The organism is Nguyenibacter sp. L1, from assembly GCF_035199985.1.
GTDB classification, from domain to species: Bacteria; Pseudomonadota; Alphaproteobacteria; order Acetobacterales; family Acetobacteraceae; genus Gluconacetobacter; species Gluconacetobacter vanlangensis.
In genome coordinates this window covers 2,807,698-2,828,025 of record NZ_CP127015.1, presented here as the reverse complement: position 1 = coordinate 2,828,025, position 20,328 = coordinate 2,807,698, and the positions used below count along the sequence as shown (strand labels likewise).

The window sequence follows — 20,328 nt, the reverse complement described above, 5'->3', positions numbered from 1 at the left end:
ACACAGGGTCGCCGCCGGGACATACATATCGGCACCTCCTATAAGTTTCGATGATAGGAACAGCGAAATACCGATAAACCATTCCGATTATGATACGAGCAGGCGAACGCGCGCCGTGTTTATTCTCTTTCGGAGATTTCATGGAATCCCGCCATGTTTCCGGAAGGACACTAACCATGATGCGCCATTCACGCGCCCGCCTTTTCCTGAGGACAGCAACCTGTGTCGTCCTGGCCCATTCCATTCAGCTTGCCCGCGCGGAAGATATCGTCAGCCCCCTGCAGGACCGCGAGGAGCGGATTACCGTCACGCGCGGCACGGCCAGCGCCAACGGGGTGACCAATACGACGCCCGGCGGCGGGCTGATGCCGCGGCAGACCGCCGCCAAAACCATCAGCGGCATCACGCGTGATTTCATTGCCAAACAATCGCCGACCACGAATGCCCTGACCCTGCTGAAGGCGATGCCGGGCGTGATCGTGTCCAGCGTCGACCCGCTGGGAACGTCGGACCGCATGAACGTGTCGATCCGCGGCCTGAACCAGACCGAGATCGGCACCACGTTCGAAGGCATGCCGGTCGGCGACAGGCTGTACTACAGCCCCTTTACGTCCGAATGGGCGGATACCGAGAATCTGGGCTTCGTCGACGTGGCGCAGGGATCGCCGGACATCAGTGCGCCGGTCTATAATTCGGTCGGCGGGCAGATCAATGCCGGGCTGCGCAACCCGTCGGATCATTTCGGAGGGCTGATTGACGCCGCGGGCGGGTCCAAGGCCACCAATCGCGCATTTCTGCGGGTCGATACGGGCCGGCTGGGGGCATCGGGCATCAAGGGGTATGTGTCCTTTTCCCATAGCGGCAACGACAATTGGCGCGGCACGGGCGGCCAGACGCGCGACCATGTCGATACCCGCTTCGTGAAGGAATGGGGCGACGGCAACAGGATTGCCCCCTTCCTGGCCTGGAACCTGGTACGTGCCGACCTGTTCACGAATCCGACCCTGGCCCAGTGGAACGCATCGGGGGATTCGTACAATTACGCCGGAAATTATACGTTCGGCAATACGATGTATCAGAAATTCCATTTCTACCGCCGGCAGACGGTCATGATGGCCGTTCCGTCGAACGTCGCGCTGACTGCGGCGCTGAAATTGTCGGTCACGCCTTATTTCATGTATAATCACGGCATCATCAATGGCGGATCGGTGCTGAACGACGACAACGTGTTCTACGGCAACCGGCCGGCGGGGCCGCTGAACCTGCCGTACAGCGTCAATGGCCAGACGACCGTCGAGAATGTCGATCCCTACACGCAGTTTTCGGCGGGACAGAACGCCTATCTGACCTGGACGCGGGGGCATAACACCCTGCAGTTCGGGTATTGGTACGATTATTTCGACCATAACGAGGCGACGTCGTTTGCCGTTGCCGATTTCGCCGGGAACGTCGCGAATTCATACGGCCATGCGCCGGTCCTGACGGCGGACGGCGACGTGCTGCGATCCTTCGACGGTCATATCATCCAGCAGATCAATGCGCTTTTCATCAGCGATACGCTGCGTTTTCTGGACAATCGCCTGACGGTGAATGCGGGATTCAAGGATGTCATGGTATCGCGCAGCGCGACGAGCCTGATTCCGGGATCGCGCTACGCGGTGACGGCGAACGATGCGGTGCCGTTGCCGCAGGTCTCGGCGAGCTACAGGATCACGCCGAACGACCAGATCTATCTCAACGGCACGACGGCCTTCCGCGAGCCCGCTTCGATCAACTCCTATGTCGACATCTTCAATGTCGCCACGGGAAAAATGTCGAGCACGCACAGCACGAACCTCAGACCGGAATATTCGATCTCGGAGGAATTCGGTTATCGCCATTACGGCCTGGTGAATGTCTCGGCGGCATTCTTCAATTACAACTTCACCAATCGTCAGGTCTCGACCAGCGCGCTGGTGAACGGCACGCCGGAGACGTTCTCGCTGAACGCCGGTGGACAGAAGTCGCGCGGCGTCCAGGCGGAAGTCGGCCTGCGGCCATGGCATCATGTCAGCCCCTATCTCTCGGGGCAGTATCTGCATGCGACGATCGACAATAATTTCGCGCGCAGCGGCGACCTGCTGCCGACGAAGGGCAAGACCGCGGTGCTGAGCCCCGAATTTTCCGGAACGATCGGCCTGTCCTATGACGACGGCGCGGCGTTCGGCAATTTCGCGATGACCTATGTGGGGTCGCAATATACGACGTTCATGAACGACCAGCATATTCCAGGCTATGGGACGGCGAACGTGACGCTCGGCTATCGCTTCCATACCCTGGGACCGGCCAGGCATCCGCAGGTGCAGGTCAATCTGATCAATATCGGAAACGAGAAATATCTGTCCGGCGCCTATGGCGTGACACCCAATGCCCGGACGATTCGGGGTGTCTACGGCACCAGCCTGGCCGGCAGCAGCCCGGCCTATTATGTCGGCGCGGGTTTTGCGGCGGTCATATCCCTGAGTACCGGATTCTGACGGGCCGAAAGCGGACCCGCGACCAGGAGGGTCTTCCGAGACGCATGCCGGGGAGGCCGGCCGGCCCCCCGGCGGAATGGTCAGCCATCGATCGCGATGCGGCCAAGGGCCGGATCGTCGGTGAAGAAGCCGTCCAGCCCCAGATCCAGATAGCGCCGGATTTCGGCGATCGATCCCTGGGGATTGCGGGCATCGTCGCCGGCATCGTTGCGGAGCTGGCGGGGCAGGAAGCGATTTTCCGGCCGGCAGGTGTAGGAATGGACCAGGAGGCCGGCGCGGTGGGCGTCGGCGATCAGGGTCGAGGGCGCGAGCCAGGCGCCGGCGGCGTCGCGGGGGATGATGTCGGTATTGGATGGGCCGATCACGTCGGCGAAGGCCCGTACCCGGCGCAGTCCGTCCGGGGTCATCAGGTCGCCGAAGGTCGTGCCGTCGCCGGCGGCGGCGAGGTCGGGGATGCGCTCGCCGCGCTCGCCCATCAGGAACAGCAGGCGCGCCTGCGGGTTGATCGCCTGTACCTTGCCGTACAGCCGCCGGAGATTGCCGGTTTCGAAGGACTGGACTTCGAGCGGCGCGAAGCGCGTATAGTCGTGCGCCGCGATGATGCGCAGGAAACTGTCCTCGGGCGTGTGGCCCAGGCGGTGGAAATGGGTGGAATTCTTGATTTCCGGGATCAACCCCACGACCCGGCCGCGCGCGGCGGACTCAGCGGCGACGAAATCGATGATTTCCTCGAAGGTCGGGATATCGAAATGCCCGTCATAGCGGGTGTTCTGCGGCCGCACCTGCGGCAGTCTTTCGCAGGCGCGCAGCGTCTTGAGTTCGGCCAGGGTGAAGTCGGTGGTGAACCAGCCGGTTTCCTGCGCCCCGTCGATCACCATGGTGCGGCGGCGCGCGGCGAATTCCGGCCTTGTGGCGACGTCCGTCGTGGCGGCGATATTGCTTTCATGGCGGGCGACCAGCACGCCGTCGCGGGTCGGCACCAGGTCGGGTTCGACATAGTCGGCGCCGTCGGCGATCGCCTTGGCGTACGAGGCCAGCGTATGTTCCGGCCGCAGGGCCGAAGCGCCGCGATGGCCGATCACCAGCGGGCGCGGCGCCAGCGACGGCGCGGCCCGCGCGCCGGCTGCGGGCAGGATGGCGGCAGGCAGGATGGCGGGGGCGGCCGTCGCGACCCCCAGCAATCCCCCCAGCCGGCCCATGGCGGATCGGCGTGTCAGCATGTGCGGTACCTCAGAAATTCGCGCTGAGCGTCAGGAAATACATCCGGGGCGCGATTGGGAAGGCGGTATATTGGCCCGAAGCGTTGCTGATGTTCAAGGTGGACCAGCCGCGCGTGCCGGTCAGGTTGGTGATGTTGCCCTGCACCTTCAGCCCGCGCACATGCGGAATGAAGTGGATCATGTAGCCGGCATTGAGGCTGAACAGCGCATAGGCGCCGGCCGACAGGTCGTTGGTGTAGGTCGCATAGCGCTTGCCGATCACGTCGCCGATGAACTGGGCCGAGACATCGCCCCAATTGGCCGACGCCACGAATTTTTCGGTCCAGTCGGGCACGCCCGCCACGTTCCTGCCGGCGGTATGCACGACCGTGGTGCCGTTGGCGTAATTGTCGTTATAGACCGACTTGTTGTAGGACAGGGCGTTATAGAATGAGAAATGCGGCCCGAACTGCGCGGTGAAGGAGAGATCCATGCCGTCGGTCGAGACCGAGCCGACATTGGTCAGGATGGTCGCGCTGCCGACGATCGAGGCCAGGTTGGGCGAGGACGATACCGCCAGCAGGCGGTTCGAGAAATGCACGTGGTAATATTCGAGCTGCCCGCTGATATGGGTCAGCGGCCCCAGATCGACCGGCCGGTTGGTGCGCAGGCCGGTTTCATAGGTCCAGGCGGTTTCCGGTTCGCCGTGATTCTTGAAATCCTCGAACGCCTGCTGGCTGGTCACGCCCCAAGGTGTCGCGTTGCCGTAGCCGGTCGCCTGGAACGCGCGCATGTTTTCCTGGATGTTGGCGAACCATTGTTCATGCGGCGTCAGGTTCCACAGCGCACCGAAGGCCGGCAGGAAGGGACGCGTCGCGGCGATGGTGCCGCCGGGCACCGTGACGGCCGTCCTGGGCGACAGCGATCCGGGCAGGCCGGCCACCGGCAGGATGCCGTTGGTATAGACCAGTTCGGACTTGAAGCCGGCATTGAGCGTGACATGCGGCGAGATCTGCCAGCTATCCTGCAGGTGGGTCGTCCAGGTATTGGTATAGAAATAGTTGGTATACTGGTCGATCAGCGCGCCCTGCTGACGTTCGTACGGCGTGGTCGGATTGTTGATGTCGAACGGATACCAGCGCCGCGCCTGGGTGTTGTTGTTGCGTTCGTACCAGCCGCCCAGTTCGATATGGTGATGGCCGCGCTGGTAACGCAGGGTGGAGGTGAGGCCGCCGCGATTGTCCCAATATTCGGTGGTACGGGTGGCCATGCCCGATCCGCCGAAGACCTGCGAGAGCTGAGAGGCGGAATAAGTGGGGAAATACGCCGAGAACAGCGTGGGCAGGCCGGCGGCGGTGATCGGTCCGGCGACCACGCCCTCGCCCAAATCATGATGGTAGTAGAACAGATTGTCCCAGTGCAGGCTGGCACTGAAATCATGCGACCATTTGACGTAGGACAGGAAATCCTCGCGCTGCGCATCCGAATAGTAGTTTCGATAGTTCAGGCCCGCCGCCTTGTACGCGGGAGAGTTGTCGTAGTAGCTTACGGCCTCCTGCAGGTTCGGATACATGAAGGGACGGACATAGAGGCTGCCGCCGTTCGGTTCGACGATACCGTCCTCGTTCGGTTCGACCTTGTCCGACCAGTCGAAGAAGCCGGTGATGCGGTCGTTGTCCGACCGGTGGACGAATTTCGCATTCACCTGGTTGCCGCCCTGGTGCCCCGCGAAATCCCATGCCCGCGCGTCCTGGCGGGCCCAGGAGACATAGGCCGAATTGCCGTTGCCGAAATCGCCGGTATCGATGCGGGCGAAGGTGCGGAAGGTGGACCAACTGCCGAAGGTCTGGGCAAGCTGGCCGCCCGCGCGACGGGACGGATCCTGGGTCAGGAATTCCAGCGTCCCGCCCAGATTGCTGGTCGATGCCGTGCCCAGCGCGCCGGCGCCGGTGGAGACATTGGCCGCGGCGATGTTTTCGCTGATCGCGGCGCGCTGCGGCGACAGGCCGTTGAAATTGCCGTACGCCTGGTCGCCCAGCGGCACGCCGTCCAGGGTGAAGCCGAGCTGGTTCTGATTGAAGCCATGGATGAACAGCGAGGAATTCTGTTCGTTATTGCCCCAGGGATCGGCGTTCTCGAACACCACGCCGGGCAGGATTTCGAGCGCCTTGACCGGGTTGATGCCCGGCAGGACGCGCTGCATTTCGAGATGCCCGACACTTTGTTCCGAACGGGTGCGGCGGGCGGTTGTCATGATCTGTTCGGCGGCAGGCGCGGGCGGCGCGACCGGCCGGCGGGATGCCCCATGGTGGGCCGTCTTGGCGCGGGTGGGCGCCGCTTGATCGGGGTTTGCCTGGGCATGGGCTGGCCGGGCGGCCGGCAACGCGGGGACGCAGGCAACGGAGAGAACCAGGAGCGCGCGGCGGGAAAGAGGCGAGGAGCGACGATGGAGCATGAGCGAAGAGGCCGTTTTTGCAATGTTAAAATTTCGCCAACGTCCCTATCCGCTGAGCGCACCGATGCCCCGTGAAACTTCGGTGACGATGCACGCTTACAACAGTCCCGAAGAAATATTCCTGAAATAATAAGAAATAACCGCCGTAAAGCATGTTCCCATGGGCGCCCGGATGGAACATCGGGCACCGCCCCCGGCGGGAATGCCGTATCGGTGTCGTCTTTTCTGCAACAGTCGATCGGTTTTTTGCTCTGGCATATGCGCCGTGCTGGGGCATCCGCATCTTGACCGTCGACAACCCGGCCCGGGATGTGGTTTACGGCGGAACGTCTTATCGTGTCGAAATTGAATTGAGTGGGGATCTGAGCGATGGAACAGGGATTTCGTGCGTGCCTGCTGGTGGCGACGATGCTGGCGGGCGCGTTGACCATCGTGCCAGCCGCCCGAAGTGCGACGCCGGTCGAGAAGAAGACCGGCGCGGAGCAGAAGAAGCAGGGGGACGCCCCTGCGCCGCGCGCCGAGGAAGTGAGCGTGACGGGCCGGACGGCGCGGACACGGGCGCCCGGCGGCGGATTGATGCGGGTCGAGACGGCGACCAAGGCGGTGCAGACCATCACCCGCGACTTCATTGCCAAGCAATCGCCCACCACCAACATCCAGCAATTGCTGCGGATGCTGCCGAGCGCCAACGTCCAGGACCAGGATTCCTATGGCCTGTTCTCGGGGGCGACCGAGGTCCGCGGGCTGGACCAGACCAATATCGGCTGGACTCTGGACGGCATGCCGCTGAGCGATATCGGCGGCGGCCAGTTCTATTCCAACGAGGTGCTGGAAGCCGAGGACCTGGAAACCGTGTCGCTGCAGCCGGGTTCGGTCAATCTCGACAGCCCGGTCGTCAGCGCGGCGGCCGGCCTGGTTTCCGCCACCATGAGCAATCCGACCCATACGCGCGGCGGCCTGCTGGATATCTCGTTCGGTTCGTTCGACATGACGCGCGAGTTCCTGCGCCTGAATACCGGCGATATCGGGTCGAGCGGCGTGCGGGCCATGTTCTCGTTCAGCCATACCCAGGCCAACAACTGGCGCGGCCCCGGCATGGCCGACAAGTACCATTATGATTTCAAGCTGATCAAGGATTTCGAGAACGGCAGCCATACCGGCCTGACCGTGTCCTATAACGACCAGGTCAATGATTCCTTCCTGAACCCCAACCTGGCGCAATACAAGGCGAACGGATACAGCAACAACTACCTGCCGTACTATACCGGCGTGAATAGCAACGGCACCAATTTCTACAAGCTGCACGTCAATCCCTTTGCCGACGTGGTGGCGGTGCTGCCGACCCATGTCGTCGTCACCCCCGATTTCTCGATCGACGATACGGCCTATTTCTGGCATGGCATCGGCAACGGCACCGGCGCCAGCCTGCTGACCCAGGGCAGCACCTATTATGGCGGCCAGCCGGCCGCCATCGATCTGGGGGCCAAGCAGGCCGTCGCCCTGACCCCGTCGAACCAGGAACAGTTCCGCCCCGGCAACACGCTGAAATTCAATTACCGCCTCGGGTCGCATCATCAGTTGACGGCCGGATGGTGGTATGAATATGCCAACCTGCTGCAATATTCGCCAGTGAGCTATGTCAACCAGGTGACCGGCGAGCCGGCGAATATCTGGGGCGTTTCCAGCCTGTACCAGCTTCCCGGTGGCCAGCCCTGGAAATATCGCAACTTCCTGAGCCTGTCGCAGGTAAACATGCTGTTCATCGGCGACAGCATGGATTATTTCGACAAGCGGCTGCATATCGACCTGGGCTTCAAGGAAGCCATGATGACGCGGCGTATCTACAACTACGTGCCGAACACGGTCTATAACCGCAATCTCAGCGCGTCCGAGCCGCTGCCGCAGGTCGGCATAAGCTGGAATTTCGACCGCCGCAACCAGATCTACGTCAGCGGCGCCACGAATTTCAAGATGCCGCAAAATACCTCGCTGGTCGATTACTACAGCAACACCTCGCCGGCACAGACGCAGCGCGGCGGCGCGTCGGCACCGCAATATTCGATCTCGGAAGAGGTGGGCTATCGCTATAACGGCGACCTGCTGGTCGGCAGCATCTCGTTCTTCAACTATAATTTCACCAACCGCCAGCTCAGCCTGAGCTTCTATCAGAACGGCGCGCCCTACAGCCAGACGGTCAATGCCGGCGGCCAGACCAGCCGCGGCGTCGACGTCCAGCTTGCCACGCGACCGATCTGGTTCCATCTGCGGCCCTATGTCGCGTTTGAATATCTCGACGCGCGCATCGACAACAATCTGGCTGCAACCGGCACGCTGCACGGCAAGACGGTGAATGACTATCTGCCCACGGCGGGCAAGACCCAGATCGAAAGCCCCAAGGTGCAGGCCAGCCTGGGCCTGGATTACGATGACGGCTCGCTGTTCGCCGGTGTCCAGTTGAAATATACCGGCAAGCAGTACGCGACCTTCATGAATGACAGTTCGATCCCGCAATTCATCACCGACAACGTCAATGTCGGCTATCGCTTCCATTCGGTCGGATTCATGAAATCGCCGCAGATCCAGCTGAACATGTCGAACCTGACAAATGCCAAGCTGCGCAGCGGGATCTATACCTTCCAGACCAATGCCAACACCACGACCGGCGTGTATGGCAGCACCGTCAAGGGCGGTCTCCCCGCCTATTACCTCCAGGTCCCCTTCACCGCCGTCGTCACGATCTCAACCGGGTTCTGATGGCCTGAATGGGCGCGCTGCCGGACGTCCGATGGTTCGGACGTCCGGCCGATCGGCGCCGCCGGCCCTGGGGAAAGGAAAGCGTCAGGCGATCGTCCTTATGCGAATCCTTCCAGAACGATCTTGCCCTTGGCCTTGCCGCTTTCGAGCAGCATATGGGCCTTGCGGAGATTGGCCGCGTTGATCGTGCCGAAATGATCCGCCATGGTCGTACGGATGCGGCCGGCATCCACAAGTGATGCGATTTCGTTCAGCAGCGCCCCCTGTCCGGCAAGGTCCGCCGTGCCGAACAGGGGGCGGGTGAACATGAATTCCCAGTGCAAGGACAGGCTCTTGCGCTTCAGCGGCAACGCGTCGAGCCGGGCCGGATCGTCGATCAGGCCGAAATGCCCCTGCGGCGCGAGCAGGTCGACAATGTCGCCGGCATGCTGCTCGGTCTGCGTGGTCGAGAAGGCGAAGCCCGGCGCGCCCGTGGGCAGGGCCGCGACCTGCGCGGCCAGGGGGGCGGTGTGATCGACGACGTGGTGGGCGCCCAGGTCGCGCACCCAGGCCTGCGTTTCGGGGCGGGACGCCGTGGCGATGACGGTCAGGTCCGTCAGCGCGCGAAGAAGCTGGATGGCGATGGACCCCACGCCTCCCGCGCCACCGACGATCAGGATCGACGGTGACGCGCCCGGCACGGCGCGCCGGACGTCGAGACGGTCGAACAGCATTTCCCAAGCCGTAATCGCCGTCAACGGCAGGGCTGCCGCCCCGGCCCAGGACAGTGACCGCGGCTTGTGCCCGACGATGCGCTCATCGACCAGATGGAACGCGGCGTTGGTTCCCGGGCGCTGCAATGCGCCCGCATAGAATACCGGATCGCCGACCGAAAAGCCGGTTACCTGATGGCCGGTCGCGACGACGGTCCCCGAGGCGTCCCAACCGAGCACGCCCCAGGTTCCCGCTTCGGGCGCCGCGTTCCGACGCATTTTCGTATCCACCGGATTGACCGAGACGGCCCGGACTTCGACCAGCAAGTCGCGACCCTGCGGCACCGGGCGCGGCAGGTCGATATCCTGCAGCGCATCGGGATGATCGATCGGCAGGGGGGTCAGGTAACCGACGGCACGCATGGCTTCTGCTCCGTTGTCGTATGGGCTGTTGTATGGGCAGAAGATGGGGGTCTATGATCGAAGACCGCAAGAACGCACATATAACACCCATAGTATCGGAAATGATACCGTCATGCCCCGTATTCGTCACAAGGCCCTGGATTGCAGTCCCGGCTGCACCGTTGAGGCGACGCTGGAACTGATCGGCGGCAAGTGGAAGGGAGTCATTCTCTACCACCTGCTGGACGGGACGCTGCGCTTCAACGCGATTCGCAAGCGCCTGGCCAATATCACGCAGCGCATGTTGACGATGCAGCTTCGTGAACTGGAGGAGGACGGCTTCGTCACACGCACCGTCTATGCGGAGGTGCCGCCGAAAGTCGAATACTGCCTGACCGAGCGGGGACGCAGCCTGGAGCCGGTCATCATGGCGCTGAAGGTTTGGGGCGATGCGCACACAGGGCCGGCGCGATCCATCGCGCCGGGGAGCGGGACCGCGCGTTCATCCTGATTCTCGGCGCCCTGAACGGAATCAGAATTCGTGACGATTTTCGTTACCAGCCTTTATAGGACGCGACATTTTTTCGATCGACCAGTTGCGGCGGCAGAAGCGTCACGTCCTGCGCCGGCTTCTTTCCGTTCATGAGGTCATAGCCCGTCCGAACGCCCAGGGACCCCTGCTCTGCCGGATTCTGGCTGGCGGTGGCCTGGATCAGGGTATCGGTCTTCAGCGCGTCGACCACGTCCGGGGAGCCGTCCACCGAGGTTATGACGATGCCCCTGCGCCGCAATTGCCGGGCCGCGAGGTTGGAGCCGATCGCCTGGGGGTCGGCGACCGTGAACAGTCCCTGAAAATCGGGGAAGCGCGTCAGATACCCCATCATGACGTCCAGCCCCCCGTCGCGGGAGATCTTGCCGTTCTGGTTGTCGGACAGGATCCGGATGTCCGGATGCTTGGCCAGGGATTCCTTGCATCCGTCGACACGCTCGATCACCGACGAGGTCTGCGGGCCGTTCTGGATGATGACGGCGCCCCTGCCCCCGATGGCGGAGGCAAGAAAGGCGCATGACAGCCTGCCCGCCTGCTTGTTGTCGGTCTGGATGGTTGCGTCGGCGCCGTCCGCTTCCACATCGACGGCAACCACCACGATCCCGGCCGCCTTCGCCCGCTTCACCGCCGCGCCGATCGCATGCGGATCGGCGGCTGCCAGGAGGATAAGATCCACGCCCGACGCGATGAAATTGTCGATTTGCGACGATTGCTTGCCCAGGTCGTAATCCGACGACACCGCGAACACGCGCGCGTCCGGATTGATCGCGTGCGCGCTGTCGGTAGCCCCCTTCACGAGGGACAGGAAATACGGATTGCCGAGAGAGCCGACCGAGATGCCCACGGCATGCAGGTCCTTGGCATATGCCGCATGCGCGCCGAACGCCAGGCCACAAGCCAGCAACGCACCGGGAAGCGCGGCCTTCTTCAGATATTTCATGTCTTTCTCTTATTTTTGGCACCGCACGGAGGCGGCGCGGGAGGGATAGCGCAATGCGGCGGTTCGGAGCGTCGACGATTCAGAGTGTCTTGAGCATGCCGCCATCGACGAAATAGGTGGAGCCGACGCTGTAGGTCGCCTTGTCGGAACACAGGAACACGAAGAAATGGGCCAGTTCCTCCGGCGTTCCGAAGCGCCGGATGGGCGCATGCTCGTCCGCGACGCCCTGCAGATAGGACTGCCAGTCGCCGCCCGAACGCACGGTCAACTCCTTGGCGGTCTTGATCCAGTCCGGCGTCAGGATCAGGCCGGGATTGACGCAATTGACGCGGATATTATCCCCGATCAGTTCCGTGGACAGCGTCTTGGAAAACATCTGCAGCGCCGCTTTCGTGACGTTGTAGATCGGCTCGTACCACAGAGGCTGCGCGGCGCAGATCGACGCGTTATGCAGAATGACGCCGCCGCCGCGCCTTTTCATGCCCGGTGCGAGGCCCCGCGCCAGGCGCACCGCCGCCATGACGTGCAGGTCCCAGTAGAATTGCCATTTCGCGTCATCGGCCTGCATGATCGTCTCGTTGGAGCCCGTGCCGGCATTGTTGATCAGAATGTCCGCGCCGCCGAACCCGTCATCCACGCGCCGCAGCACCGCATCGACGCCGTCCGCCGTGGCTATGTCCGCCGCCACGCCGACCGCCCGCACGCCGCATTCCGCCGACAGCCGTCCCGCCGCCTCGTCCAGGCGATCCTTCTGCCGCGCCACCAACACGAGATCGGCGCCTTCTGACGCCAGTCCCTTGGCCACGGCCAGGCCGATACCAACGCTGGCGCCGGTAATGACCGCGACTTTACCCTTCAGTCCCAGATCCATGATTTTTCCCCGTTTTTCAAGGTTATGCGTGGCATCCAGGCGCTTCGGCCGCTTCCGACGTGCCCTCGTGACGGATCAGGCGGCGGACGTCCCGCCGATAGCGTGAGGGAGTCGTCCGGCGAACCTGAAGAAACTGCCTATTGAAATTGGAAAGGTTGCTGAATCCGATCGTCGCGCTGATATCGGCGACCGATGCGTCGGTCGTCGTCAGCAACTGGCACGCCCGCCCGATCTTCAGCTTTTTCATGAAAGACACGAACGTATCGCCGGTGGCGCGGTGGAATTGCCGCGAGAAAGCCGACGCGGACAGCCCGACCTCTCGCGCGATGTCGCACTGACGATGGAAGATTGTATTATTTTCCATGATTCTTCTGATAATTCGGTCTATTTTCTCCATCTCCATGTCGTTCGAGGATAGAGTCAGGCCGGCGCCGCACAATGTCCGTCGCGGGCACCGGGACAGGTCGAGCAGCAGGTCAATGATGGCCGGGATCCGTGCCGCGTCGTCCATCGTACCGATTCCGGCGAGACGCGCGCCGAGGCGCGCGACTTCCGGCCCCAGGAATTCGACCCCATGGCGCGACGCGGCCAGAAGCTCGTGCAGGACGTCAAGTTCCGGGCAGAGCGTCATCAACCCCTGGAACCATGACCCGTCGACCTGCAGGACCACGTCACGCCCCGGCACCACCTCGTCCGGCCCCATGTCGCTGAACCAGCCATGCGGCACGTCGGGTCCGATCAGGACGAGATGTCCCGGCGTGAAGAAACCGAGATAGTCGCCGACAATATAATGTCCGCATCCTTTGGTGATCAGGTGCAGTTCGTATTCGGGGTGGTAGTTCCATCTCGCGCACGGCGCCGGATAGTCGTGCGTATGCCAGACGAAGCTGCTGCGCGGTTCGCGCCGCACGATCTCGAAGACCGGTGTCGCCACACGCGTCTTGCGGGCCGAATGCGTGCCGTGGGCCATGATGTCCGTTCTTCTTGGTTTTTGTTCTTCTTGACGGAACGCAGCCAGGCGTTCGACCGGTCTATGCCATCCGGATCTGCAGCTTGACGTCGGTCGGCCGCACGGAGGCCGCGCGCTCGAACGCCGCGATCGAATCCGCGAAATCGTAGGTTCCGGAAATCAGGGGCTTGAGATCGATTTTGCCTGACGCGATCAAGGCGATCGCACGATCATAGACGTTGGCGTAGCGAAACACGGTTTCGATCGTGATTTCCTTGGCCTGCGCCGCGACGATGTCGAATGCGACCTTGTCGACCGGCATGCCCACCAGGACCAGCGTGCCGCCGGGCCGGACGACGGCCAGCGCATCGTCATAGACGCGGGGGCTGCCGCTGGCCTCGAACACCACGTCGGCGCCCCAATCCGCCCCGCATTCCGCACGGACGGCGTCGCGTAGCGTGGTCTGCGTGACATTGACCGGCAAGATCCCGTGGTAGCGGGCCGCGATGTCCAGCTTGGGGGCCGCGATATCGGAAATGATGACCTTGCCGGCCCCGGAACCGAGCGCGGCCAGCGCCACCATCATCCCGATCGGCCCGCAGCCGGTCACGACGCAGACATCACCGGGCTTGATCCGGGCCTTCACGGCCGCCTGCACGCCGATCGCAAACGGTTCGACCATCGCACCTTCGGCGAAGCTGACATTGTCCGGCAGGCGATAGGTGAACGCCGCCGGATGCACCACCAGGGGGGTCAGGCATCCATGCACCGGCGGCGTCGCCCAGAAGGTCACGGCGGGATCGACATTATAGATCCCGAGCTTGGACGCACGCGAGGTCGGATCGGGGATCCCCGGTTCCATGCACACGCGGTCGCCGATTTTCAGGTTCGTGACGGCGGCGCCGATTTCCACCACCACGCCGGATGCCTCATGACCCAGCACCATCGGCTGCTCGACCACGAAATGGCCGATGCGGCCATGCGTATAATAATGCACGTCACTGCCGCAAATGCCGACCGTCTGGATCCGCACCCTGACATCGCGCGGGCCCAGAGTATCGGGAAGGTCGATATCGCGCAGCGACAGCTCACGCTGGCGTTCGAGAACGAGAGCAACGGGCATCGTCTTTTCCCCCGGCGGATCTCCCGATTGGTCGGGGAGCCGCTTCTTGTTGCCCCGATTAAGACGCGCCGCATCGCATGCGTCTAGGTCGTTTTTTCCCTTCGGCCGATACTCTTTTGCGTACTATCCAAGACGTGATCGGGCCAAGACGTGATCGGGCCAAGACGTGATCGGACGGCGCGCGCCGTCGCTTGCGCCTTTGGTTCAATATCCGGCGGCGCGGTCGATCTCGCCCACCATTCTCTCGCCGTTGCGGTGGCGGCGGATATTGGCGATCACCATGTCGACCCCGCTCTCGGCCTGCGACGAACTGGCGATATGCGGCGTCAGCATCACGCGCGGATGGTCCCAGAACGGATGGCCGGCCGGCAGCGGCTCGGGCTCGGTCACGTCCAGCACCGCCTGCGCCACCTGTCCGTCGGCCAGCGCCTCCAGCAGGTCCGCCTGCACCAGATGCCCGCCCCGGCCGCAATTGATCAGGCAGGCCCCGCGCGGCAGCCTGGCGAACAGATCGCGGTTCAGAATCCCGCGCGTCTGTTCGGTCAATGGCATCAGGCAGACCAGGATGTCGGCCCCGGCCAGAAAATCGTCCAGTTCCGCCTCCCCGGCAAAGCCGGCGACCCCGTCGAGCGGCCGCGGGGTGCGACTCCAGCTCCGGCAGGCATAGCCGCGCGCGGCCAGCGCCCGCAGCACCGGCCCGCCCAGCGCCCCCGCCCCCATCACACCGACGCCGAGCCGGCCGGCGGCACGGTTGGGCGCGCCGCTCCAGACGTGCTGGCGCTGCCGTCGTGCGTAACTGAACATGTCGCGATGGCAGGACAGCACCGCCCACAGCACATATTCGATCATGCCGTCCACCAGGCCCGGCTCGACCATGCGGACCACCTTCACCTGTCCGGGCACCGAGGCGAGATTGAGCTGGTCGATCCCGGCCCCCACCGAAAACAGGACCTCGAGATTGGGCAGCAGCGCGCCGATCCCGTCCGGCACCTGCCAGGCGGCCAGATAGCGCACGTTCTCCGCCGGTCCGGTTTCGGGCCAGGCATGGAAGGGCAGGTCCGGCAGTTCGGCGGCGAAGCGCGGTTGCCAGACGATGCGGCGCGCGTCGGTGGATTTGAAGACGAAGGACATGGCGGGCCCCTATCCGATGGCCTGGCTGGTCAGGGCATAGTAGCACGGGCCGTCCGGCGCGGCCGTCATCGCATCGGTGGACATCGTGTTGACGGTGTCGACACGGATCAGCCCCATGTCATCCAGCCAGGAGGAGAGGCCGCACGCGGCGGGGATATCCACCCGCAGGAATTCGCCACCATGCGTGCCGATCCAGTGCGCGATCAGGGCGCGGGCCCCGATCGGCGTGGCGGCGGCGACCGGACCGATCAGCCAGCCCCAGCCGAATTTCCGGCAGAAGGAATAGCCGACGATGCCGTCCCCGGTATCGATCACCACCCCCTTGGCCGCCGCGACCAGGTCCTCGATCAGGCGTGCGCGGTCCATGCCCGTCGCCGCGCCGTCCAGCGCCGCCAGTTCCTGCTGGTCCTGCTGCACGACGGGCCGCAGGCGATGTCCGGGTTCCAACGGGACGATCGGCGCGGACACGCCGTTGCCCTGGTGCTGCTCGACGATCCCGGTCGGGATGAAGCCCAGTTTTTCATAGAGCGGCTGGCCGGCCGGCGTAGCGTTCAGATACAGCGAATAGCCCGGCAGCAGGCGGCGCACCGTGGCCAGCAGCGTCCGGCCGATCCCGTGTCCCTGCCAGGCATTCGCCACGATCACCAGCCCCACCGTGGCATAGCGCGTGCCGAACGGCCACCACAGGATGGTACCGATCACCGCGCCGTTTTCCAGCGTGGCGACCAGCCCGTGGCCCTGCCGCAGCATGAAGTCCCAGTCCTCCAGCCGGTGCGGCCAGCCCAGCGCCTTGGACAGCAGGACGGCATCGGGCAGGTCGCCGGACGTCATGGCGCGGATGCCGATTTCCGCCCTTCCGTCCCTGCCCGGGATCTGTTTCACGCTTGTCGGAATCATCACGAACGCTCCTGCGGGGCCGTCAGGTTCTCGACCAGGAAGGCCGGCTTGATGATGGGGGATTTGATGACGATGTAGCTGAAATATTTCTCGATCCCGATATTCTGGTCCAGCAGGGCCTCGATCGTCTCCTGGTAATGTTCGACGCTGCGGACCATGAATTTCAGAAGATAGTCATATCCCCCGCTGATCAGGTGGCATTCCACGACCGGGTCGACCCGCAGGATCGCGGCCTCGAAGCGCGAGAAATCGTCACGCCGATGGTCCGACAGCGTCACTTCGGTAAAGACCGTCAGCACGCTGGCGATCTTCTGCAGCGCGATCTGCGCCCCGTAGCCGACGATATAACCCGCCGCCTCCAGCCGCTTGACGCGGATCAGGCACGGGCTGGCCGACAGCCCGACGCGGTTGGCCAGCTCCACATTGGTCAGTCGCCCGTTCTTCTGCAATTGGGCAAGGATTTTCAGATCGATGCGATCCAGCTTGGGCAAGGGTGCCATGGAATCCGTCGTCTCTTCGCTGGGATGCCGCCCTACGCGCCCGCCAGGGCGACATGGAGGGTTTTCAGTTCGAGGAATTCCTCGATGCCGACACGCCCGCCCTCGCGGCCCAGCCCCGATTGCTTGACGCCGCCGAACGGCGCCGTCGCCGTTGAGATCGTGCCTGTATTCAGGCCGACCATGCCGAAATCCAGCGCCGCGCCGACCCGCCAGGCGCGGTCGAGGTCGCGGGTGAAGAAATAGCTGGCCAGGCCGAACGGCGTGGCGTTCGCCTGGGCCACCGCCGCCTCCTCGGACGTGAAACGGAACAATGGCAGGACCGGACCGAACGTTTCCTCGCAGGCGATGCGCATGTCGGCGGTCACGTCCGCCAGCACCACCGGATCGACGAAGCGCCCGTCGATCGCGAACGGGCGGCCGACGATCCGCGCCCCCTTCGCCAGCGCGTCCTCGACATGGGCCTTCACCTTCGCCACCGCGGCGTCGTTGATCAGCGGGCCGATCTGCACGCCGGGCGCGAGCCCGTCGCCCACCGTCAGCGCCGCGACCTCGGCCGCCAGGCGCGCGGCGAAGGCGTCATAGATCCCATCCTGGACATAGGCGCGGTTGGCGCAGACGCAGGTCTGGCCGGCATTGCGGAACTTGCTGGCCATCGTTCCGGCCACCGCGACGTCCAGATCGGCGTCGTCGAAGACGATCAGCGGCGCGTTGCCGCCCAGTTCCAGGCTGAGCCGCTTGATCGTATCGGCGCACTGGCGCATCAGCAGCGCGCCCACCGCCGTGGATCCGGTAAAGGACAGTTTGCGGACGATCGGGCTGCCGGTCAGTTCCGGCCCGATCTCGCGCGCATGGCCGGTGACGATCGAAAGCAGGCCGGGCGGCAGGCCGGCCCGTTCCGCCAGCACCGCCAGGGCCAGGGCGGAATAGGGCGTCAGTTCCGACGGCTTGATCACCATGCTGCAGCCCGCAGCGATCGCCGGGCCGCATTTGCGCGTGATCATCGCCAGCGGGAAGTTCCATGGCGTGATCGCGGCCGTCACGCCCACCGGTTCCTTCATCACCAGGATCCGCCGGTCGGACGCGGGCGCCAGCGTTTCGCCCTCCATCCGCTCGGCCTCGGCGGCGAACCATTTCAGGAACGAGGCGGCATAGACGACCTCGCCCTTCGCCTCGGCCAGCGGCTTGCCCTGCTCGAGCGTCATGATGCGCGCCAGGTCGTCGGCATGGCGCATCATCAGCCCGTGCCAGGCCGTCAGGATTTCGGCACGCTGCGCGGCCGGGGTCCGCCGCCACTGCGCCTGCGCCGTCGCGGCGGCGGCGATCGCATCGCGGGTATCCTGCGCGGTGCAGGCGGGAATGGTGCCGATCACGGCGCCCGTCGCGGGATTGTCGACGTTCAGCGTCTCGCCGTTCGACGACGCGCGCCAGGTCCCGCCGATCGCGGCGCGTTCGGAAAACAAGGCCGGATCGGCCAAGTCTAGCATCGTGTTCGTCATGCTTCGGTCTCCGGGAACTGGGTCGGTTCGAGATGGCAGGCGATTTGCGCGCCGCCGGCCGTGCGGCGCACCGGCGGCGGCAGGCGGTCGCACAGGCCGGGAATCCGTTCGGCGCAGCGGGGATGATAGCAGCAGAGGCCCGGGGGCAGCGACGGGCCGGGCGCCAGGTCCCGTGCGGCACGCCGGGCCCGCGTATCCTCCAGCCAGCCGGGGCGCATGGACGGGACCGAATCCCGCAGCAGGCGCATATAGGGATGATGCGGACCAGCATCCAGCGATGCCGCCGGCCCGCATTCGACCACCCGTCCGGCATACAGCACGGCCACCCGGTCGCAGATCGCGCGCAGGGCGTGCAGGTCGTGGGTGATGAAGATGAAGGACAGGCCGAGATCACGCTGCAGACCGGCCATCAGATCCAGGATCGCCGCCGCCACCACCGTGTCCAGCGCGGCGGTGATTTCGTCGCACAGCACGATTTGCGGCCCGGCGGCCAGGGCGCGGGCGAAATTGATCCGCTGCTTCTGCCCGCCCGACAATTCCGACGGCAGACGCGCCGCCAGGGCGGGGGACAGACGTACCATCTCCAGCAATTCGGCCACCCGCCGGTCGGCGGCAGCCCCGCGCAGCCCGTCATAGAAGGCGACGACGCGCCCCAGCGTCGCACCGATGGTCCGGGCCGGGTTCAGCACGCCGTCGGCATTCTGCGCCACCATCTGCAGCCGGCGCCGTTGCGCGGCCGTGCGATCCTCGACCCGGCCGGCCAGCTTTTGCCCGTCCAGCAGGATATCCCCCGCCGCCCAGGGTTGCAGGCCGGCGATGGCGCGCGCCAGGGTGCTCTTGCCGCAGCCGGACTCGCCGATCACCCCCAGCGTGCTGCCCGGCGGCACCGCGAAGGCCGCGCGATCGACGACGACCGTCGCGGGGAGAACCGTCCCCGGGACAACCATCCTTGGCCGGCCGGACGCCGGACCGCGCCCATAGCCGACGACCAGGTCGCGTACTTCGAGCACCGGGCCCTCGATCACCGGGCGCGCGGCTTCGGCGACGGGTTCGTCCGCCCGCCGCGCACGCGGCCCGGCCGCCGCCAGCAGCCGACGGCTGTAGTCGTCGCGCGGCGCGGTCAGCACGCGCGCGACCGGCCCCGTCTCGCGGACCGTGCCGTCCTTCAGGACCACCGCCTGGTCGGCGATCTGGGCCACCACCGCCAGGTCGTGGGTGACATAGACGCCGGTGACCCCCTGGTCGGCCAGCGCGTTCTTGAAGGCGGCCAGGACCTCGATCTGCGTCGTGACGTCCAGCGCGGTGGTCGGCTCGTCGAAGATCACGATTTCCGGGCCGGCCATCAGCGCCATCGCGGCCATCAGGCGCTGCAACTGCCCGCCCGACAATTCGCCGGGATAGCGGGCGCCGATCCTCTCGGGCTGCGGCAGGGCCAGCGCGCGGAACAGGGCGACCGCCCGGCCCTCGAGGTCCCGCCGGGGCATGACGCGATGGATCAGCGCCGGTTCGATCACCTGCCGCAGGACCGGCAGGGCGGGGTTGAAGGCGCTGGCGGCATTCTGCGCCACGTAGCTGACCACCCGGCCGCACAGCGCGCGGCGTTCCTCGGCATTCATCGTCGCGACATCGTACCCGGCGACCGAGACCCGTCCGCCGGTGATGCGGCAGCCGGGCCGCACATGCCCCATCAGCGCCAGGGCGATCGTCGTCTTGCCGGACCCGGACTCGCCGATCAATGCCAGCATCTCGCCGCGCCGGACCGAAAAATCCACCCCGCGCACGATCGGGGTTTCCGCGCCGCGTCCCCGGCGCCCGGCGATCCGCAGGCCCTCGACATGGATGATCGCCGTCAT

Annotated in this window: 16 protein-coding genes; 4 read left to right on the top strand and 12 right to left on the bottom strand. The window is 64.8% G+C overall.

The genetic code is table 11. From position 1 onward, the window contains the following. Positions 1-176: 176 nt before the first annotated feature. A complete protein-coding gene (locus QN315_RS12720) occupies positions 177-2,516 on the top strand; it encodes a TonB-dependent receptor plug domain-containing protein (RefSeq protein WP_323989627.1) in 2,340 nt (779 codons plus the stop codon). 80 nt (positions 2,517-2,596) lie between these two features. On the opposite strand, the gene QN315_RS12715 is transcribed toward QN315_RS12720, so the two are convergent. Both QN315_RS12715 and QN315_RS12710 read right to left on the bottom strand, forming a co-directional pair. Continuing rightward, positions 2,597-3,736, bottom strand: a complete 1,140-nt coding sequence (locus QN315_RS12715) for a glycerophosphodiester phosphodiesterase (RefSeq protein ID WP_323989626.1) — start codon at positions 3,734-3,736, stop codon at positions 2,597-2,599. A 10-nt stretch (positions 3,737-3,746) separates the two neighbouring features. Continuing rightward, complete coding sequence (locus tag QN315_RS12710) at positions 3,747-6,170, bottom strand: TonB-dependent receptor domain-containing protein (protein ID WP_323989624.1); 2,424 nt, start codon at positions 6,168-6,170, stop codon at positions 3,747-3,749. On the opposite strand from QN315_RS12710, the gene QN315_RS12705 reads away from it, so the two are divergent. Then, positions 6,169-6,300: a hypothetical protein gene (locus tag QN315_RS12705; RefSeq protein ID WP_281362743.1), complete on the top strand. Its 132-nt coding sequence runs from the start codon at positions 6,169-6,171 to the stop codon at positions 6,298-6,300. The two genes, QN315_RS12710 and QN315_RS12705, sit on opposite strands and share 2 nt — an antisense overlap. 239 nt (positions 6,301-6,539) lie before the next feature. Beyond that, entirely contained in the window at positions 6,540-8,924 is a 2,385-nt protein-coding gene (locus QN315_RS12700) for a TonB-dependent receptor (RefSeq protein WP_323989623.1), read from the top strand. A gap of 98 nt (positions 8,925-9,022) precedes the next feature. Here QN315_RS12700 and QN315_RS12695 read toward each other — a convergent pair whose 3' ends face one another. After that, positions 9,023-10,039: a zinc-binding alcohol dehydrogenase family protein gene (locus QN315_RS12695; RefSeq protein WP_323989622.1), complete on the bottom strand. Its 1,017-nt coding sequence runs from the start codon at positions 10,037-10,039 to the stop codon at positions 9,023-9,025. Between the two features lie 112 nt (positions 10,040-10,151). Between QN315_RS12695 and QN315_RS12690 the strand changes: the two genes are divergently transcribed. Then, on the top strand, positions 10,152-10,529 hold the full coding sequence (locus QN315_RS12690; protein WP_323989620.1) for a helix-turn-helix domain-containing protein: 378 nt from the start codon (positions 10,152-10,154) through the stop codon (positions 10,527-10,529). Positions 10,530-10,572: 43 nt separating this feature from the next. On the opposite strand, the gene QN315_RS12685 is transcribed toward QN315_RS12690, so the two are convergent. The 9 genes from QN315_RS12685 to QN315_RS12645 form a co-directional block, all read right to left on the bottom strand. Beyond that, the gene (locus QN315_RS12685; RefSeq protein ID WP_323989619.1) at positions 10,573-11,508 is read right to left on the bottom strand and encodes an ABC transporter substrate-binding protein; all 936 of its coding nucleotides are present in this window, start codon (positions 11,506-11,508) and stop codon (positions 10,573-10,575) included. A 79-nt stretch (positions 11,509-11,587) separates the two neighbouring features. Next, positions 11,588-12,379, bottom strand: coding sequence for an SDR family oxidoreductase (locus QN315_RS12680; protein WP_323989618.1), 792 nt, complete (start codon positions 12,377-12,379; stop codon positions 11,588-11,590). A gap of 22 nt (positions 12,380-12,401) precedes the next feature. After that, on the bottom strand, positions 12,402-13,349 hold the full coding sequence (locus QN315_RS12675; RefSeq protein ID WP_323989617.1) for an AraC family transcriptional regulator: 948 nt from the start codon (positions 13,347-13,349) through the stop codon (positions 12,402-12,404). A 61-nt stretch (positions 13,350-13,410) separates the two neighbouring features. Then, the gene (locus QN315_RS12670) at positions 13,411-14,451 is read right to left on the bottom strand and encodes an NAD(P)-dependent alcohol dehydrogenase (protein WP_323989616.1); all 1,041 of its coding nucleotides are present in this window, start codon (positions 14,449-14,451) and stop codon (positions 13,411-13,413) included. 204 nt (positions 14,452-14,655) lie between these two features. Then, positions 14,656-15,582, bottom strand: a complete 927-nt coding sequence (locus QN315_RS12665; RefSeq protein ID WP_323989615.1) for a glyoxylate/hydroxypyruvate reductase A — start codon at positions 15,580-15,582, stop codon at positions 14,656-14,658. A gap of 9 nt (positions 15,583-15,591) precedes the next feature. Beyond that, positions 15,592-16,479 carry a GNAT family N-acetyltransferase gene (locus QN315_RS12660; RefSeq protein WP_323989614.1) on the bottom strand — a complete coding sequence of 296 codons (888 nt, stop codon included), beginning with the start codon at positions 16,477-16,479 and terminating at the stop codon, positions 15,592-15,594. Next, positions 16,479-16,979, bottom strand: coding sequence for an Lrp/AsnC family transcriptional regulator (locus tag QN315_RS12655; RefSeq protein WP_176640752.1), 501 nt, complete (start codon positions 16,977-16,979; stop codon positions 16,479-16,481). The genes QN315_RS12660 and QN315_RS12655 overlap by 1 nt, the downstream gene beginning before the upstream one ends. 32 nt (positions 16,980-17,011) lie before the next feature. Continuing rightward, entirely contained in the window at positions 17,012-18,475 is a 1,464-nt protein-coding gene (locus QN315_RS12650) for an NAD-dependent succinate-semialdehyde dehydrogenase (RefSeq protein WP_323989612.1), read from the bottom strand. Then, positions 18,472-20,328, bottom strand: coding sequence for an ABC transporter ATP-binding protein (locus tag QN315_RS12645; protein WP_323989610.1), 1,857 nt, complete (start codon positions 20,326-20,328; stop codon positions 18,472-18,474). Before QN315_RS12645 ends, QN315_RS12650 begins: the two co-directional genes overlap by 4 nt.

What these genes read in the sequence shown, in the direction of transcription:
- QN315_RS12705 (WP_281362743.1), top strand. Translation starts at nt 6,169, where the DNA reads ATGAGCGAAGAGGCCGTTTTTGCAATGTTAAAATTTCGCCAACGTCCC.
- QN315_RS12685 (WP_323989619.1), bottom strand. Translation starts at nt 11,508, where the DNA reads ATGAAATATCTGAAGAAGGCCGCGCTTCCCGGTGCGTTGCTGGCTTGT.
- QN315_RS12660 (WP_323989614.1), bottom strand. Translation starts at nt 16,479, where the DNA reads ATGATTCCGACAAGCGTGAAACAGATCCCGGGCAGGGACGGAAGGGCG.
- QN315_RS12650 (WP_323989612.1), bottom strand. Translation starts at nt 18,475, where the DNA reads ATGACGAACACGATGCTAGACTTGGCCGATCCGGCCTTGTTTTCCGAA.
- QN315_RS12645 (WP_323989610.1), bottom strand. Translation starts at nt 20,328, where the DNA reads ATGACGGCGATCATCCATGTCGAGGGCCTGCGGATCGCCGGGCGCCGG.
- QN315_RS12655 (WP_176640752.1), bottom strand. Translation starts at nt 16,979, where the DNA reads ATGGCACCCTTGCCCAAGCTGGATCGCATCGATCTGAAAATCCTTGCC.
- QN315_RS12715 (WP_323989626.1), bottom strand. Translation starts at nt 3,736, where the DNA reads ATGCTGACACGCCGATCCGCCATGGGCCGGCTGGGGGGATTGCTGGGG.
- QN315_RS12700 (WP_323989623.1), top strand. Translation starts at nt 6,540, where the DNA reads ATGGAACAGGGATTTCGTGCGTGCCTGCTGGTGGCGACGATGCTGGCG.
- QN315_RS12665 (WP_323989615.1), bottom strand. Translation starts at nt 15,582, where the DNA reads ATGTCCTTCGTCTTCAAATCCACCGACGCGCGCCGCATCGTCTGGCAA.
- QN315_RS12710 (WP_323989624.1), bottom strand. Translation starts at nt 6,170, where the DNA reads ATGCTCCATCGTCGCTCCTCGCCTCTTTCCCGCCGCGCGCTCCTGGTT.
- QN315_RS12695 (WP_323989622.1), bottom strand. Translation starts at nt 10,039, where the DNA reads ATGCGTGCCGTCGGTTACCTGACCCCCCTGCCGATCGATCATCCCGAT.
- QN315_RS12670 (WP_323989616.1), bottom strand. Translation starts at nt 14,451, where the DNA reads ATGCCCGTTGCTCTCGTTCTCGAACGCCAGCGTGAGCTGTCGCTGCGC.
- QN315_RS12675 (WP_323989617.1), bottom strand. Translation starts at nt 13,349, where the DNA reads ATGGCCCACGGCACGCATTCGGCCCGCAAGACGCGTGTGGCGACACCG.
- QN315_RS12690 (WP_323989620.1), top strand. Translation starts at nt 10,152, where the DNA reads ATGCCCCGTATTCGTCACAAGGCCCTGGATTGCAGTCCCGGCTGCACC.
- QN315_RS12720 (WP_323989627.1), top strand. Translation starts at nt 177, where the DNA reads ATGATGCGCCATTCACGCGCCCGCCTTTTCCTGAGGACAGCAACCTGT.
- QN315_RS12680 (WP_323989618.1), bottom strand. Translation starts at nt 12,379, where the DNA reads ATGGATCTGGGACTGAAGGGTAAAGTCGCGGTCATTACCGGCGCCAGC.